Consider the following 13,496-nt stretch of genomic DNA (forward strand, 5'->3'; position numbering starts at 1 on the left):
GGCATGGCCAAGAAGTCGAAGAAGCAGCAACAGGCGGGCGGCACCCCCGCGACGGTGGCCCTCACGGCGGCGGGCACGGCGTACACGGTCCACGCCTACGACCACGACCCCGCCCACCCCAGCTACGGCGAGGAGGCGGCCGAGGCGATGGGCGTCTCCCCGGACCGCGTCTTCAAGACCCTCGTCGCGGACGTCGACGGCACCCTGACGGTCGCGGTGGTCCCGGTGGCGGGCCAGCTGGACCTGAAGGCCCTCGCCGCGGCGGTCGGCGGCAAGCGCGCCACGATGGCCGACCCGACCCTGGCGGAACGCACGACCGGCTATGTCCGGGGCGGCATCTCGCCCCTGGGCCAGCGCAAGAAGCTGCCGACGGTCCTCGACGCCTCGGCGTCGGCGCACGCGACGATCTGCGTGTCGGCGGGCAGGAGGGGTCTGGAGGTGGAGCTCGCCCCGGAGGACCTGCGCAAGCTGACGGAGGCGGTCCTGGCGCCTATCGGCCGCTAGGGGCGGGCGATTCCGGATACGGCCCGGCCGCGAACTCGGGCTCCGGGTCCCGGGGCCCGAACAGCCCCATGAGCCCGAGGTGCAGCACCAGCGCGGCCAGTGGCCAGGCCAGCAGCGCCCCCTTCGCGCCCAGCTTCAACGGCGCGGAGAACGTCACCCCCCGGCCCACTTCCCGCGCGTGCGCGATCACGTCCTGCTCGGGTCCGAGCCACACGCCGACCCTCCAGGCGAGCAACGAACCGAGCAGCCCGCCGAGGGCGAGCCCCACCACGAGCGGCACGCCCCCGCGCCGCCGCAGCAGAAAGACGACCAGCGCGCTCACGACGCCGAAGCCCAGCCCGAGCAGCGTGAACGTGCCGTCGACACCGATGGCCTGCTCGCCCTCGGTGTCCTTGAGGTAGACGACCCAGTTCTTCTCCACCACGTCACCGACCAGCGGCACGTGCGGCGCGAGCCACCACCACAGCACTCCGAGCAGCACCCCGCCGAGCGCCACGGCCACCGCGATCACGGCGGCCTCCCGCAGTTCCGTCTTCATCCCGGGGCCGTCCTGTCCGTACCAGCCGTGCCCGGCGTACTCGGCGTACTCGGCGTGCTGCGACCCGGGAGCCTGAGGCCCGGCGGCCGGCGGCTGCCACGGACCCTGTGCGGAGTGTTCGTGCGGCGGCGGGGGCGGAGTCAGCGGTGCGGTCACCCTGCCATCGTGCCAGGCCCGCTTGTGTGCCGCGTCACCGGACGACCCCTGCGCGCTCACCGGACGGCCGCCCGGCGGTAGGCCCACGTCGCCACGGCCAGCGAGACGACGCCCACGACCGCGCACACGGCGAGGTCACCGAGGACGAACGCCCAGTCCGGCCGCGGCCCGAACGTCCGCGCGAAGGCCTCCACGCCGTACGTCGAGGGCAGCAGGTCCCGGGTGAAGCGCACGACCTCCGGCATCCGGTCGGCGGGCAGCACGCCCAGCAGCAGCGCCGCCGACATGCCCAGCTGTCCGAGCAGCGTGGCCAGCTCCGGCCGGGGCGCGAGCAGCCCCAGCGCCGCACCGAGCCCGGCGAGCGCCGCGCCCGCGAGCGGGATCACGGCCAGGAGGATCCACAGATGGGCCATGGGCAGCCCGAACAGCACGCAGCCGAAGACCGCCGTCACGACGGTCCCGGGCACCGTGAACGAGGCGTACGCGCCCGCCGCGCCCAGCACCACGGCCGCCGGCGGCACCGGCAGCGTCGCGTAGTGGTCGAGTCCGCCGCTGGCCCGCAGCTGCCCGAAGTACTGCGCGAGCAGGTTCAGCGCGACGAAGGCGACCACGAGGACCGACGACCCGGCGACGACGGCCTGCGCCTCCGCCCCGTCGTCCACGACCCCGCGCATCAGGATCATGATCCCGATCGACTGGAAGGTCGCCACGAACAGCAGCGGGATCCGCGCCACCCTCGCCCGGGACAGCTGGGCCCGGTACACGGCCGCAAGCGACGGCCACAGCCGCGCCCGGGGTCCGAGCTCGGCCGCGCACACGGCGGGCTCGTCCACGGCCAGGGCACTGCCCGGCAGGACATCGGCGGGTACGACACTCACGTCGCGCTGCTCCCCTTCGCTCGGGTCCACTGCGGCAGTCGCCTGTTCGATACGGATGCGGCGGCCGGTGTGCTCACGGCCCGCGCGCCCTGCGCCCCGGCGCTCACACCTTCACCAGCCCCTGCTGCACGGCACCGCCGAGGGCGAGGTACACGTCCTCCAGGCTCGGCGTGGCCAGCGTGAAGTCGTCCAGGGCGGCGAAGGCGGCCCCGCCGGTGACGGTCGCGACGACCGCCCGGGCCTCCTCGGGCCCGAGCCGCAGCGTCCAGCGGCGGCCCGACTCCACGACACGGTCCCGCAGCGCGGCCACCTCGGGCACGTGCAGCGGAGCCGCGTCCCGCCACACCAGGTCGACGCGCACCTCACCGGCGACCTGCTCCTTGAGTCCGGCGGGGGTGTCGCAGGCGATGACCCGCCCCCGGTCGAGGACGGCCACCCGGTCCAGCACGGTCTCGGCCTCGATGACGTTGTGGGTGACGAGCAGCACGGTCGTCCCGCGCTCGGCCCGCCGCCGGTCGACGGCGGACCACACGGCCCGGCGCGCCACCGGGTCCATGCCGGTGGTCGGCTCGTCCAGCACCAGCAGCGGCCGCTCCCCCACCAGGGCCGCGGCGAAGCACGCCAGGCGCCGCTGGCCCCCGGAGAGCTTCTTCAGCGGCCGCCCGGCGAGCGGCGTGAGGCCCAGCTCGTCGAGGACGGCGTCCCGTTCGGCCCGCGCCCGTCGTATGTCCAGGCCGCGCAGCCGCCCGGTGGTCTCGGCGGCGAGGGAGACGGTGAGCTCGTCCAGGGCGGTCGACTCCTGCCCGAGGTAGGCGAGGATCCGCGCGGCCCGTTCGGGGTGGCGCACGATGTCGTGGCCGAGGATCTCCACGCTGCCGCGGTCGGGCCGCATCAGCCCGGTGAGCTGGCGGACGAGGGTGGACTTGCCGGCGCCGTTCGGACCGAGCAGGCCGAAGATCTCGCCGCGGCGGATGTCCAGCGTCACGTCGTCCGTGGCCCGGACCTCGGGTGTCGCGGGGGTGCCGCGCCGGGCCCGTACCGCCGGATAGGTCTTGGTCAGCCCGCGGACCGCGCACACGACGTCACCATCGTGCCGAAATGCCTGTGCCGCGCGCTTACTCACAAAGGACGAGACTACGGGGTCGGCGACCCCGGTCCGCTCTCGGGTCGGTCCGCAACGGGAAATCCGTCGGCAAAGATCTCAGGCGTCGACGGGCGGGTGCTCCACGCCCGTACGCACGCTGATCTCCCGCCAGAACCCGGCCCGGATGGCGTACCGGTCCCGTTCGTCGATCTGGTCGTCCTTGTGGGCGAGCAGGCCGAAACGGGCGGCGTAGCGCAGCAGCTCCCCGTCGACGCGGTGCGGGATGCGCGGATACATCCCGGACAGTTTCTGGAGGTGGCTCTGGTCGCCGAGGCGCTCCACCCAGCGCCGGGCGAAGACCTGACCCACCTCGTAGGAGTCGCCGCCGACGGTGGTGATGTCCTCCTCGCGGTCGGCCCACCGCTGCTCGGCCGTGGTCAGCTGGGCGAGTGTCGGCATCGAGGCGGCCTCGGGGGGCTCGGCCGTGGGCCGGTCGACCCAGCCTTTGTCGGAGGACCACCGGAGGGTGGCGGAGGCGGGGGGCTGGGCGGGCTGGGGGCCGGGGGCGCGCAGGGCGGCGAGGTCTTTGGGCGTGGGGACGCCTTTGGCGGCGGGTAGCCGCTCCTCGGTGCCGTTCTGCCCGGGACCGGCCGCCGGGTGCCGCGGCTGCGGGGCGGGCCGTTCGGTCGCGGCGCCGAGGGCGGACTCGGGCAGCGGCGCGGAGAGGATCGCGGCGATCTCGGGCCGGGGCGCGGGCTGGGGCGCGCACACCCCGGAGTAGTCCTTGGCTCGGACGGCCCTGGTGATCCACGTACGGTCCAGGACGCGCCGCTCGTCCGCCTCGGCGACCAGGTCCTCGGACTGGTTGTAGTCGCCGTCGGCGGCCTGGACGGCCCACAGGTGGACGGCGACGCCGTGCTCCTTGGCGGCCATCATGCCGGGCAGCAGATCGCCGTCGCCGGTGACGAGGACGACGTCGGAGCAGGCGCGGTTGCGGGCCAGTTCGGTGAGCTCGGCGTGCATCGCGGCGTCCACGCCCTTCTGCGCCCAGCGGCCGTCGCTGCGGGTCAGCGCGCCGAGCCGGACGGTGACCCGGGGCATCACGCGCAGCCTGCGATGCTCGGGTTGCGGAACGCGGTCGGGGGCGCCGTCGAACCAGTAGATGCGCAGCAACGGCTGCTGCGTGTCGGACTCGGCACGCTCACGCAGCCCCTGGATGAGGGCGGTGTGGTCGACGGTGATGCGGGACCGTGAGGGCTCCCCGGCGAGGAGACTCGCCGCGGCTCCCAGCAGATACCCAGCGTCCACCAGGACGATGCAGCGGTCCACGCGACTCACCCTCTTCCCGGGAGGTTTGCTTCGGGCCTGCTTCGAGTCTGCCCGACGGCGCGGAGGTTAACGGCCGGAACTCGATCTTCGGCGTGGCGTTTCGGGACTTCCCCCTGCGACCACCCCTGTCACGCACGGTAATTGCCCGACATGCGATCGTTGTCGGCCTGTGTGAATCTGGTCCCGGCCCTGGCCCCTAGTCCCCCACAGGAGGCATCACCATGGCCAAGAACAAGAACCGTGACCGCAAGCAGCAGCGTCCGACCGAGCGTGGCCAGCGGGCCGACCGCAGCCCCGCCTCGCAGACGGAGCCCCAGACCGAGGTCGAGACGACCCCCGGCGAGATGGCCCCGTCCGGCAAGCGAAAGCGCAGCTTCGGCCACAACTGACGTCTGCGTGACGGGTTGTTGACCCCACGCACACGCACGAGGGGCGTACCCGCTGCCGGGTACGCCCCTCAAGCGCATCGAGAGCCTGCGTCAGCCGGCCAGGCAGGACGGCCCGAGCAGCACCTTCAAGTCGCCGAAGAGCGCCGGGTCGGGCTTCACCCGGTGCCGGTCCAGCCGCAGCACGGTCGTCTTGGTCGGCCCCTGGAGCCTGATCCGGACCTCGCTGTCGCCCTTGTGGTGACTGAGGACTTCGCCGAGGCGGCTGACCAGCGGCGGGGTGACCCGGGTGGCCGGGATGGTGAGGACCACGGGCGCGTTGGTGCCCGCGTTGGACAGGTCCGGGACCATCAGCTCCATCGCGACGAGCCGCGGCACGTCCTCGCGCTTGTCGAGGCGGCCCTTGACGAACACCACGGCGTCCTCGACGAGTTGCGTCGAGACGAGCTGGTAGGTCGCGGGGAAGAACATGCACTCGATCGAGCCTGCGAGGTCCTCGACGGTGGCGATGGCCCAGGCGTTGCCCTGCTTGGTCATCTTGCGCTGCAGGCCCGAGATGATGCCGCCGATGGTGACGACCGCGCCGTCGGAGTGCTCACCGCCGGTCAGCTGGGAGATACCGGCGTCGGCCTTGTCGGACAGGATGTGCTCCAGGCCGAACAGCGGGTGGTCGGAGACGTACAGACCGAGCATCTCGCGCTCCTGGGCGAGCAGATAGGTCTTGTCCCACTCGTCGGTGGAGAACTCCACGTCGAGCCCGAAGCCCGGCTCGCTGGTCTCGGCCTCGCCCATGCCGCCGAAGAGGTCGAACTGCCCCTCGGCCTCCTTGCGCTTGACCGCGACCACGTTGTCGATCATCGGCTCGTAGTGCGCGGTGAGGCCCTTGCGGGTGTGGCCCATCGCGTCGAAGGCGCCGGCCTTGATCAGCGATTCGGTGGTGCGCTTGTTGCAGACCACCGCCTCCACCTTGTCGAGGTAGTCCGGGAAGGAGACGTACTTCCCTTTGGACTTGCGGCACCTGATGATCGACTCGACCACGTTGGTACCGACGTTGCGGACGGCGGAGAGGCCGAAGAGGATCACGTCGTCGCCCTGGGCCGCGAAGTTGGACATCGACTCGTTGACGTCCGGCGGGAGCACCTTGATGCCCATGCGGCGGCACTCGTTGAGGTAGACGGCCGACTTGTCCTTGTCGTCCTTCACGGACGTGAGCAGCGCGGCCATGTACTCGGCGGGGTGGTTCGCCTTCAGGTACGCGGTCCAGTAGGAGACGAGTCCGTAGGCGGCGGAGTGCGCCTTGTTGAACGCGTAGCCGGCGAAGGGGACCAGCACGTCCCACAGGGCCTGGATGGCCTCGTCGCTGAAGCCCTTCTTGCGGGCGCCCTCCTGGAAGAGGACGAAGTTCTTCGCCAGTTCCTCGGGCTTCTTCTTGCCCATCACGCGGCGGAGGATGTCGGCCTCGCCGAGCGAGTAGCCGGCGATGATCTGGGCGGCCTTCTGCACCTGCTCCTGGTAGACGATCAGGCCGTAGGTGACGTCCAGGACCTCCTTGAGCGGCTCCTCCAGCTCGGGGTGGATGGGCGTGATGTCCTGCTGCCCGTTCTTGCGCAGGGCGTAGTTCGTGTGGGAGTTCATGCCCATGGGGCCCGGGCGGTACAGGGCCGACACGGCGGAGATGTCTTCGAAGTTGTCCGGCTTCATCAGCCGGAGCAGGGAGCGCATGGGGCCGCCGTCGAACTGGAAGACGCCGAGGGTGTCGCCGCGCTGGAGCAGTTCGAAGGTCGTGGGGTCGTCGAGCGGGAGGCTCAGGAGATCGATGTCGATCCCCTTGTTGGACTTCACCATCTTGACGGCGTCGTCCATGATCGTCAGGTTGCGCAGGCCCAGGAAGTCCATCTTCAGCAGGCCGAGCGACTCGCAGCTCGGGTAGTCCCACTGCGTGATGGTCACGCCGTCGGTGTGCCTGACCCAGACCGGGACGTGATCGGTGATGGTCTCGCTGGACATGATCACGCCGGCGGCGTGCACGCCCATCTGCCGGACCAGGCCCTCGACGCCCTTGGCGGTGTCGATGACCTTCTTCACGTCGGGCTCGTTCTCGTACATCGCCCGGATCTCGCCCGCCTCGGAGTACCGGGGGTGCTCGGGGTTGGTGATGCCGTCGAGATTGATGCCCTTGCCCAGCACGTCGGCGGGCATGGCCTTGGTGAGGCGGTCGCCCATCGCGTACGGATAGCCCAGCACACGCGCGGAGTCCTTGATCGCATTCTTGGCCTTGATGGTGCCGTACGTGCCGATCATGGCGACCTTGTCGGCGCCGTACTTCTCCGTCACGTAGCGGATCACCTCCACGCGCCGGCGCTCGTCGAAGTCGATGTCGACATCGGGCATGGAGATGCGCTCGGGGTTGAGGAACCGCTCGAAGATCAGGCCGTGCGGGATGGGGTCGAGGTCGGTGATGCCGAGGGCGTAGGCGACGATCGAGCCGGCCGCCGAGCCTCGGCCGGGGCCGACCGCGATGCCCTGCTTCTTGGCCCACATGATGAAGTCGGCGACCACGAGGAAGTAGCCCGGGAAGCCCATCGAGATGATGGTGTCCATCTCGTACTCGACCTGCTTCATGCGGTCGTCCGGGATGCCGTCCGGGAAGCGGCGGTGCATGCCGCGCAGGGTCTCCTCACGGAACCAGCTGACCTCGGTGTAGCCCTCGGGGATGTCGAACTTGGGCATGAGGTCGCGCTTCTCGAACATGCCCGTGGTGTCCACCATCTCGGCGATCAGACGGGTGTTGGCGCAGCCCTCCTGCCAGGCGTCCGAGGAGTCGATGGCGTACATCTCGTCCGTGGACTTCAGGTAGTAGCCGGTGCCGTCGAACCTGAAGCGGTCCGGGTCGGAGAGGTTCTTGCCGGTCTGGATGCACAGCAGCGCGTCGTGGGCGGTCGCCTCGTGCGCGTACGTGTAGTGCGAGTCGTTGGTGACCAGCGGGGGGATGCCGAGCTTCTTGCCGATCTCCAGCAGGCCGTCGCGGACCCGGTGCTCGATCTCGATGCCGTGGTCCATCAGCTCCAGGAAGTAGCGGTCCTTGCCGAAGATGTCCTGGTAGTCGGCGGCGGCCTTCAGGGCCTCGTCGAAGTGGCCGAGGCGCAGCCGGGTCTGGACCTCGCCGGAGGGGCAGCCGGTGGAGGCGACGATCCCCTCGGACCACCGGGCGATGGTCTCCTTGTCCATCCGGGGCCACTTCTGGAGCCAGCCCTCGGCGTAGGCGTCGGAGGACAGCCGGAAGAGGTTGTGCAGGCCGGTCGAGTTCACCGCCCACATCGTCTTGTGGGTGTAACCACCGGAACCGGAGACGTCGTCCCGCTTCTGGTGCGGCTGGCCCCACTGGATCTTGCGCTTGTTGCGGCGGGACTCGGGCGCGACATAGGCCTCGATCCCGATGATCGGGGTCACGCCGGACTTCTGGGCGGTGTGGAAGAAGTCGTACGCCCCGTGGAGGTTGCCGTGGTCGGACATGGCGATGTGCGTCATGCCCATCTCGTTGCACGCGTTGAACATGTCCTTCAGCCGCGCGGCACCGTCCAGCAGCGAGTACTGGGTGTGGACGTGCAGGTGCGTGAACGGCGGCTTCGACATGCGGCGGCCTCCAGAGAAAAACGTCGGCGAATGGGGTCCGGCAGGCTGCGGACAGTCTGGGGGGACAGCGTCGAAGTCTATGCCTCGGCACTGACACCCGGAGGCCTGACCCGCGTACCTTCGTGCGAGGCTTCGCGGGCACTCCCGCGGGCCGCCGCACGTTAGGCCGAGGGCGGACCTGCCGCCCTGAGACGTATGCACCAGGAGGCACCCAGCGATGTCGTTCCCGCAGCTCAACGACGAGCACCGCGGTGAGGAGATCCTCGCCGTCTTCGACACCGCCTTCGGCCGGCTGCTGGCCGCCGACCCCGCCGCGTTCCGCGTGAAGTTCCGGAAGATGGCGGCCTCCGCCTTCGCCTTCTACCGGGGGACGGCGTGCCTCTTCTACCACGACATGGACGAGGAGAGCGCCGGGCGGGACGGCGGGAAGACGCTCGGCGGTCCCTACCTGGACGAGCGCACGTCCCGCGTGTGGATCCACGGCGATCTGCACGCGGAGAACTTCGGCACGTACATGGACGCCAACGGCCGCCTGATCTTCAACGTCAACGACTTCGACGAAGCCTACGTCGGCCCCTTCACCTGGGACCTCCAGCGCTTCGCCGCCTCCATCGCGCTGATCGGGTACGCGAAGGCGCTGAGCGACGAGCAGATCTCCGAGCTGGTGACGATCTACGCGGTGGCGTACCGCGAGCGGATCCGTGCCCTGGCGACGGGCGCGAAGAGCGACGAGGTGCCGCCGTTCACGCTGGACACGGCCGAGGGCCCGCTGCTGGACGCGCTGCGTGACGCCCGCTCCCTGACCCGCTTCGGCCTGCTGGACTCGATGACGGAGATCCGCGACTTCGAGCGCCGCTTCGCGGCGGGCGGCGGCTCCGTCGAGCTGGACGCGGCCACGCGCTACAAGGTCCTCGCCGCTTTCGACGGGTACCTGGAGACGCTGCCGGACAGCTCGCTGGCCCGCCCGGACTCCTACCGCGTGAAGGACGTCGTCGGCCGGCGCGGCATCGGCATCGGCTCGGCGGGGCTGCCGTCGTACAACATCCTGCTGGAGGGGCACAGCGACGCCCTGGAGAACGATGTCGTGATCTACATCAAGCAGGCCCAGACCCCGGCCGTCTCCCGGCACATCACGGACCGGGCGATCCGCGACTACTTCCAGCACGAGGGGCACCGCACGGTCATCTCCCAGCGTGCCCTCCAGGCGCACGCCGACCCGTGGCTGGGCTGGACCGAGCTGGACGGCGCGGGCCAGCTGGTCGCCGAGGTCTCGCCGTACGCCGTCGACCTCGACTGGGGCGACATCGACGACCCGGAGGAGATCGCCCAGGTGGTGGCCGACCTCGGCCGGGCGACGGCCACGATGCACTCGGCGGCGGACGACCAGTCCGGCGAGTCCCTGGTGCCGTTCTCCACGGAGCGGGCCATCGACGCGGCGATCGCGGCCGACGAGGAGGGCTTCGCCCCCCTGCTGGTCGACTTCGCGCACCGCTACGGCGCACGCGCGCGTGCCGACCACCAGACCTTCGTCGACCTGTTCCGCAACGGCCGGATTCCGGGCGTGTGACGGTAAGGCCTCTCACAGGCATCCTTTAGGGGTCCCTTACAGGCCCCCATGACAGACTCCTTTCGCTATGGACATATCCGGGATCCAGCTCAGAGCCGTTCGCGCGGCGCTGTTCACGGCCGTGGTCGTGACGCTCAGCACCGCGTCGCACGTGCTGCTGTCCCGGGCCCCGCTGCCGGTGGGCACGGTGGCCGCGGTCGCCGCCGCCGTGTTCGTGATCGCCTTCGCCCTGGCGGGCGGCGAGCGCTCCTTCGGGAGGATCGCGGCCCTGCTGATCCCGCTGGAACTGGCCGCCGACACGGTGTTCACCACGGGTCAGCACGCCTGTTACGGCCGGGCGGGCGGCCCGGTCACCGGCCCCCTGCGCTCGGTCGGCCTGGACGTGCTCTGCGGCGGCGGTGAGATCGGCACACCCCTGGCCCGGATGGCAGGGGCCACCGGCACCGACCGGCTCGCGGCGGCGGTGGTCCATGCCGACCCGGCCACCGCCTGGCTGCTGCTCGGCGCGCACATCGGCGTCGGGCTCCTCGCCGCCGTCTGGCTGCGCCGCGGTGAGCGGGCCCTGGCCCAGCTGCTGCGGGCGGTGACGGCGACCACGTTCCGGCCGCTGCTGCTGGCGGCCGCCGCGGTCGCGGTGGAACGGGCCCCGGCCGGCCGGCGTCTGCCGGCGCGGGCCGCCGACCGCACGCCCACCGCGCGCGACCGGATCCTCGCCCACTCCCTGGGACGGCGTGGACCGCCGTGCTCACCCGCCTTCGCATGAGGCACTTCCGAGCACCGGCAGTCCCCCTTACGTATTCCGCACACACAGCTGTGCGCGTCCCCCACGGAGAACATCACCATGAGCAAGCGGAACAGCCAGGCGGCGAAGACGGCGGCCCGCGAGCGGCTGCGCGTCGAGCGTGAGCGCGAGGCCAAGCGGGCGAAGGTCAAGCGGCAGGTCATCGTCGCCTGCTCCATCGTCGGCGTCCTCGCGATAGCCGGCGGCATCGGCTACGCCGTCGTCCAGGCCAACAAGCCCACCTACTGGGAGGGCCAGAAGGACGCCAAGGTCGTCACCCCGGCCAACACCACGGGCACCGACGGCACCACGGTCGTCATCGGCAAGGACTCGGCCAAGAAGACGCTGAAGATCTACGAGGACCCGCGCTGCCCCATCTGCGCCCAGTTCGAGCAGACCGTCGGTCCGACCGTGAAGAAGGACATCGACGACGGCAAGTACAAGATGCAGTTCGTCGGCGCCACGTTCATCGACGACAAGGACAACGGCGAGGGCTCCAAGAACGCGCTGAGCGCCCTGGGCGCCGCGCTGAACGTCAGCGACAAGGCGTTCCTCGACTACAAGGCCGCGCTGTACTCGGCGAAGTACCACCCGGAGGAGACGACCGACAAGTTCAAGGACGACAGCTACCTCATCAAGGTCGCGAACACCGTCCCCGAACTGAAGGACGACAAGAAGTTCCAGGACGCGGTCGAGAAGGGCACCTACGACGCCTGGGCGATGGCCATGTCGAAGACGTTCGACGACAACAAGGAAGGCGTGAAGGGCACCCCGGCCTTCGTCATGGACGGCAAGCAGCTGAACGGCGGCAGCCCGCTGATGACGGTGGCCGACTTCAACAGGGTCGTGGGCGAGGCGCTCAAGAAGTGACGGCCCGTCAGGGACCGGCCGCCTTGTGAAGAGCGGGCGAACTTCACGAGTTCGCCCGCTTCGGCGCGTACCGCTCAGTAACCTGATCGGTCGTGACCAGTCGATACAGATCATCGAAAACGTCAGAGGGTGTCAACTCCCTCACCCCGCGCCGCCGTACGGTCGTCAAGGCCGCGGCGGCGACCGCTGTCCTGGCCGGGCCGCTGGCGGCGACCCTGCCGGCGCGCGCCGTGGACCAGGCACCCGCCTTCCTGCACGGCGTGGCCTCCGGGGACCCGCTGCCGGACGGCATCCTGCTGTGGACCCGCGTCACCCCGGTGCCGGAGGCGATACCCGGCTCCGGAGTCGGCCCGGACACCGAAGTGAGCTGGGTCGTCGCCGAGGACAAGGCGTTCACCACCGTCGTCGCCAAGGGCTCGACCACCGCGACCGCGGCCTCCGACCACACCGTGAAGGCCGACATCCGCGGCCTCCGGCCGGGCACCGACTACTGGTTCCGCTTCTCCGCCGGCGGCACCGACTCCCCCGCCGCGCGCACCCGCACCGCCCCCGCGCACGACGCGGCCGTCCCGGGCCTGCGCTTCGGCGTGGTCTCGTGCGCCAACTGGGAGGCCGGCTGGTTCTCCTCGTACCGCCATCTCGCGGCCCGCGGCGACCTGGACGCCTGGCTGCACCTGGGCGACTACATCTACGAGTACGGCACCGGCGAGTACGGCACCCGCGACAAGGTCGTCCGCCCGCACGCCCCCGCCCACGAGATCGTCACCCTCGCCGACTACCGCACCCGGCACGGGCGGTACAAGACCGACCCGGACCTCCAGGCGCTGCACGCCACGGCCCCGGTCGTGGCGATCTGGGACGACCACGAGTTCGCCAACGACGCCTGGTCGGGCGGCGCGGAGAACCACACGGAGGGCGCGGAGGGCGCCTGGTCCGCCCGCCAGGCCGCCGCCAAGCAGGCCTACTTCGAGTGGATGCCGGTGCGCCCGGCCATCGAGGGCACCACCTACCGCCGGCTGCGCTTCGGCAAGCTGGCCGACCTCTCACTGCTGGACCTGCGCTCCTTCCGCTCGCAGCAGGTCAAGGTCGGCAACGGCGACGTCGACGACCCGGACCGCACCCTCACCGGCCGCGCCCAGCTCGACTGGCTCAAGGCGGGGCTGACGTCGTCCGACACCACCTGGCGGCTGGTCGGCAACTCGGTGATGATCTCGCCGTTCGCCATCGGCTCGCTCTCCGCCGACCTGCTCAAGCCGCTGGCCGAGCTGCTGGGCCTGCCGCAGGAGGGCCTCGCCCTCAACACCGACCAGTGGGACGGCTACACCGACGACCGCCGCGAGATCCTGGCGCACCTGCGGACGAACGCCATCCGCAACACGGTCTTCCTCACCGGCGACATCCACATGGCCTGGGCCAACGACGTGCCGGTGAACGCCGGCACGTATCCGCTGTCCCCGTCGGCCGCCACGGAGTTCGTCGTCACCTCGGTCACCTCGGACAACCTCGACGACATCGTGAAGGTCCCGGAAGGCACGGTCTCGGCGGTCGCCTCCCCCGTCATCCGCGCCGCCAACCGGCACGTCCACTGGGTCGACACCGACCGCCACGGCTTCGGCGTCCTGGACATCACGGCCGAGCGCGCGCAGATGGACTTCTACGTCGTCTCCGACCGCACGAAGCGCGACGCGACCGCCAAGTGGACCCGGTCGTACCGCACCCGCAGCGGCACGCAGAAGCTCGAGCGCGTCCACGACCCGGTCTGACCGGCCC

Annotated in this window: 11 protein-coding genes; 6 read left to right on the forward strand and 5 right to left on the reverse strand. The window is 70.8% G+C overall.

Annotated features, from left to right (window positions below; genetic code table 11):
* Nucleotides 1-3: 3 nt before the first annotated feature.
* Nucleotides 4-504 (forward strand): Cys-tRNA(Pro) deacylase, encoded by a 501-nt coding sequence (gene ybaK / locus ACFY9E_RS32360; protein WP_390990019.1) that lies wholly within the window; start codon nt 4-6, stop codon nt 502-504.
* On the opposite strand, the gene ACFY9E_RS32365 is transcribed toward ybaK, so the two are convergent.
* The 4 genes from ACFY9E_RS32365 to ACFY9E_RS32380 all read right to left on the reverse strand — a co-directional run bounded on the left by ACFY9E_RS32365 (nt 491) and on the right by ACFY9E_RS32380 (nt 4,489).
* The gene (locus tag ACFY9E_RS32365) at nt 491-1,198 is read right to left on the reverse strand and encodes an AAA family ATPase (RefSeq protein ID WP_390990022.1); all 708 of its coding nucleotides are present in this window, start codon (nt 1,196-1,198) and stop codon (nt 491-493) included. The two genes, ybaK and ACFY9E_RS32365, sit on opposite strands and share 14 nt — an antisense overlap.
* A gap of 56 nt (nt 1,199-1,254) precedes the next feature.
* Nucleotides 1,255-2,076, reverse strand: a complete 822-nt coding sequence (locus ACFY9E_RS32370) for an ABC transporter permease (protein ID WP_390990025.1) — start codon at nt 2,074-2,076, stop codon at nt 1,255-1,257.
* Between the two features lie 103 nt (nt 2,077-2,179).
* Nucleotides 2,180-3,154 carry an ATP-binding cassette domain-containing protein gene (locus tag ACFY9E_RS32375; protein WP_390990027.1) on the reverse strand — a complete coding sequence of 325 codons (975 nt, stop codon included), beginning with the start codon at nt 3,152-3,154 and terminating at the stop codon, nt 2,180-2,182.
* 123 nt (nt 3,155-3,277) lie between these two features.
* Nucleotides 3,278-4,489, reverse strand: a complete 1,212-nt coding sequence (locus tag ACFY9E_RS32380) for an NYN domain-containing protein (RefSeq protein ID WP_390990029.1) — start codon at nt 4,487-4,489, stop codon at nt 3,278-3,280.
* Nucleotides 4,490-4,710: 221 nt separating this feature from the next.
* Between ACFY9E_RS32380 and ACFY9E_RS32385 the strand changes: the two genes are divergently transcribed.
* Nucleotides 4,711-4,878 (forward strand): hypothetical protein, encoded by a 168-nt coding sequence (locus tag ACFY9E_RS32385; protein WP_390990031.1) that lies wholly within the window; start codon nt 4,711-4,713, stop codon nt 4,876-4,878.
* A 90-nt stretch (nt 4,879-4,968) separates the two neighbouring features.
* On the opposite strand, the gene dnaE is transcribed toward ACFY9E_RS32385, so the two are convergent.
* Nucleotides 4,969-8,508, reverse strand: a complete 3,540-nt coding sequence (gene dnaE / locus ACFY9E_RS32390; RefSeq protein WP_390990033.1) for a DNA polymerase III subunit alpha — start codon at nt 8,506-8,508, stop codon at nt 4,969-4,971.
* Nucleotides 8,509-8,725: 217 nt separating this feature from the next.
* On the opposite strand from dnaE, the gene ACFY9E_RS32395 reads away from it, so the two are divergent.
* The 4 genes from ACFY9E_RS32395 (at nt 8,726) to ACFY9E_RS32410 (ending at nt 13,489) form a co-directional block, all read left to right on the forward strand.
* Nucleotides 8,726-10,075 carry a DUF2252 family protein gene (locus tag ACFY9E_RS32395; protein WP_390990036.1) on the forward strand — a complete coding sequence of 450 codons (1,350 nt, stop codon included), beginning with the start codon at nt 8,726-8,728 and terminating at the stop codon, nt 10,073-10,075.
* Nucleotides 10,076-10,142: 67 nt separating this feature from the next.
* A complete protein-coding gene (locus ACFY9E_RS32400; protein WP_390990038.1) occupies nt 10,143-10,838 on the forward strand; it encodes a hypothetical protein in 696 nt (231 codons plus the stop codon).
* 78 nt (nt 10,839-10,916) lie between these two features.
* Complete coding sequence (locus tag ACFY9E_RS32405; protein WP_390990040.1) at nt 10,917-11,726, forward strand: thioredoxin domain-containing protein; 810 nt, start codon at nt 10,917-10,919, stop codon at nt 11,724-11,726.
* A gap of 92 nt (nt 11,727-11,818) precedes the next feature.
* On the forward strand, nt 11,819-13,489 hold the full coding sequence (locus ACFY9E_RS32410) for an alkaline phosphatase D family protein (RefSeq protein WP_390990043.1): 1,671 nt from the start codon (nt 11,819-11,821) through the stop codon (nt 13,487-13,489).
* The last annotated feature ends 7 nt before the right edge of the window (nt 13,490-13,496 follow it).

Origin of the sequence: Streptomyces sp. NPDC012466, assembly GCF_042955215.1 — a bacterium.
In the GTDB taxonomy this organism is placed as follows: Bacteria; Actinomycetota; Actinomycetes; order Streptomycetales; family Streptomycetaceae; genus Streptomyces.

Coding starts and splice junctions, on each gene's coding strand:
- dnaE (WP_390990033.1), bottom strand. CDS start 8,508: ATGTCGAAGCCGCCGTTCACGCACCTGCACGTCCACACCCAGTACTCG.
- ACFY9E_RS32385 (WP_390990031.1), top strand. CDS start 4,711: ATGGCCAAGAACAAGAACCGTGACCGCAAGCAGCAGCGTCCGACCGAG.
- ACFY9E_RS32405 (WP_390990040.1), top strand. CDS start 10,917: ATGAGCAAGCGGAACAGCCAGGCGGCGAAGACGGCGGCCCGCGAGCGG.
- ACFY9E_RS32400 (WP_390990038.1), top strand. CDS start 10,143: ATGGACATATCCGGGATCCAGCTCAGAGCCGTTCGCGCGGCGCTGTTC.
- ybaK (WP_390990019.1), top strand. CDS start 4: ATGGCCAAGAAGTCGAAGAAGCAGCAACAGGCGGGCGGCACCCCCGCG.
- ACFY9E_RS32395 (WP_390990036.1), top strand. CDS start 8,726: ATGTCGTTCCCGCAGCTCAACGACGAGCACCGCGGTGAGGAGATCCTC.